The sequence below is a fragment of the Variovorax sp. GrIS 2.14 genome (assembly GCF_046115955.1).
GTDB lineage: Bacteria > Pseudomonadota > Gammaproteobacteria > Burkholderiales > Burkholderiaceae_C > Variovorax.
This window is the reverse complement of sequence record NZ_JBJXIA010000079.1, coordinates 1-2,625: the sequence shown is the minus strand read 5'-3', so window position 1 is coordinate 2,625 and position 2,625 is coordinate 1. Positions and strand designations below refer to the sequence as shown.

General features: G+C 64.5%; 2 protein-coding genes. Both read left to right on the top strand.

Annotated features, from left to right (window positions below):
* Positions 1-117: 117 nt before the first annotated feature.
* Positions 118-1,629, top strand: a complete 1,512-nt coding sequence (gene istA, locus RCH10_RS27500) for an IS21 family transposase (RefSeq protein WP_409054828.1) — start codon at positions 118-120, stop codon at positions 1,627-1,629.
* Positions 1,622-2,431, top strand: a complete 810-nt coding sequence (gene istB / locus RCH10_RS27495) for an IS21-like element helper ATPase IstB (protein WP_409054827.1) — start codon at positions 1,622-1,624, stop codon at positions 2,429-2,431. Before istA ends, istB begins: the two co-directional genes overlap by 8 nt.
* The last annotated feature ends 194 nt before the right edge of the window (positions 2,432-2,625 follow it).

The window sequence follows — 2,625 nt, the reverse complement described above, 5'->3', positions numbered from 1 at the left end:
TGTTGGCGCCGACCGGAAAATGAGCCAGTTATGCGGGTAGCGCCGAATTAAAAGTGAGCCAGGTGTTCAACCTACCCTGCTGTTTATTTGAGCAGCGGGGTTCGAGGAGTGATCACCATGGACATGATTGGCAGGATCCGGCGGCTGCACGTGAGAGACAAGCTGTCGGAGCGCGAGATAGCGCGCATGACAGGGCTGTCGCGCAACACGGTTTCGAAGTGGCTGCAGGCATCGGTTAACGAGGCGCCGAAGTACCGGCGCGAACCACGACCGAACAAGCTCAGTGCGTTCGAGGCGACACTCATGCAAGCGTTGACGGCCGATGCGCGACGGCCCAAGCACGAACGACGCACGGCGCGTGCGCTGCACACTGAGATCAAGGCCGCCGGCTACGCCGGCGGGTACTCTAGCGTCACCGACTTCGTTCGAGCATGGCGCGAAGGTGAGGGCCAGGCAGCCAACGTCACGGCGTTCGTTCCACTGACCTTCGAACTCGGCGAGGCCTTCCAATTCGATTGGAGCGAAGAAGGTCTGGTCGTCGGCGGCATCTACTACCGCATGCAGGTGTCGCACCTGAAGCTGTGCGCAAGCCGCGCGTTCTGGTTGGTGGCCTACCCAAGCCAGGGCCACGAGATGCTGTTCGACGCCCACACGAGATCGTTCGCAGCGCTGGGCGGCGTGGCACGCCGCGGCATCTACGACAACATGCGCACCGCCGTCGACAAGGTCCACAAGGGCAAGGGCCGCACCGTCAACGCGCGCTTCTCGGTGATGTGCGCGCACTACCTGTACGACCCTGACTTCTGCAACGTCGCCTCAGGCTGGGAGAAGGGGCGTGTGGAGAAGAACGTGCAGGACAGTCGTCGGCGCATCTGGATCGACGCAGCCCGGCATCGCTTCAGCTCCTTCGTCGAGCTCAATGCCTGGCTGAGCGATCGCTGCCGCGCCCTCTGGAACGAGATCCGGCATCCCGAGCATCAACAGTTCAGCGTTGCCGAGATGCTGGAGCTCGAGAGGCCCCACTTGATGCCTATGCCGGAGCCCTTCGATGGCTACGTGGAGAAGCCGGCGCGGGTGTCGAGCACCTGCCTGGTGTCGGTGGCACGCAACCGTTACTCGGTGCCGTGCGAGCTGGCCGGGCAGATGGTCAGCACGAGGCTCTACCCGGGTGGCGTCGTGGTCGTGGCCGATGATGCGGTGGTCGCGCGCCACGAGCGCCTGAGTGACGCGGGCGGCACCCGCTACGACTGGCAGCACTACATCCCGCTGATACAGCGCAAGCCTGGCGCGTTGCGCAACGGCGCACCCTTCGCCGACTTGCCCGAGGCGCTACAGCGCCTGCGCCGTGGTCTGTTGCGCCAGGCCGGCGGGGACCGTGTGATGGCCCAAGTGCTGTCCATCGTTCCGACGGCGGGGTTGGAGGCGGTGATCGTGGCGGTCGAATTGGCCATGGAGGGCAGCCCTCCATCCGGGCGTGTCAGCGTGGAGCACGTCGTCAATGTGCTCGGCCGGCTCAACGCGCCGGCAGCGCCGCTCAGTGCCGAGACGGCACTGCAGGTCGTGACGCCACCGCTGGCCAACACGGCGCGTTACGACAGTCTGCGCGGCCAGGAGGTAGGTCATGCGTGACGTGATCGTTGAGCTCAAGGCATTGCGCCTGCACGGCATGGCGGGCGCGTGGTGCGACCTGCAGGAACAGGGCCCGGCCTCGGGTCTGGATGCCTCGCGTTGGCTGGTCGAGCATCTGCTGCAGGCCGAGGCCACAGATCGGGCGATGCGCTCGATCCAATACCAGATGACATCGGCACGATTCCCCGTGCACCGCGATCTGGCGGGCTTCGACTTCGATGCCTCGGTGGTGGATCACAAGCTGATCCAACAGCTCGCGACGCTGGAGTTCACCGAGGCCGCGCACAACGCAGTGCTGGTCGGCGGACCGGGCACGGGCAAAACCCATCTGGCGACGGCACTGGGCGTGTCGGGCATCACGCGCCAAGGCAAGCGTGTGCGGTTCTACTCGACGGTCGACCTGGTCAATGCGCTGGAGCAGGAGAAGGCTCAAGGCAAGGCCGGACGCATAGCCAGTGGCCTGCTGCGCATGGACTTGGTGATTCTGGACGAGCTGGGCTACCTGCCGTTCAGCCAAGCCGGCGGAGCGCTGCTGTTCCATCTGCTCTCAAAGCTGTACGAACACACCAGCGTGGTGATCACCACCAACCTGGATTTCGCCGAATGGTCGACGGTGTTCGGCGACGCGAAGATGACCACCGCCTTGCTCGACCGCCTCACGCACCACTGCCACATCGTGGAGACAGGCAACGAGAGCCATCGCTTCCTGCACAGCAGTGCCACGGCCAAGAAGCGAATCAAGGCCAGGGAGCAGGCCCGCAAGGGCAGCGCCAAAGCCGACCCAACGGACGCCACTGATTAACGGGCGCCGCGCTTGGCAAGGCGCTTCGGGCTACGCCCTTCGCGCCTTATTACGCGACACCACCATCAAGTTGAGGAGGTCAAAGACCGAGGCAAGACATACACTTATCCACAGCCGACCATCACGGCGTCGGCTTCCACCCCTGGCTCACGATTCAATTGGCGCGGTGGCTCACTTCTACTTCGGCGCGGACA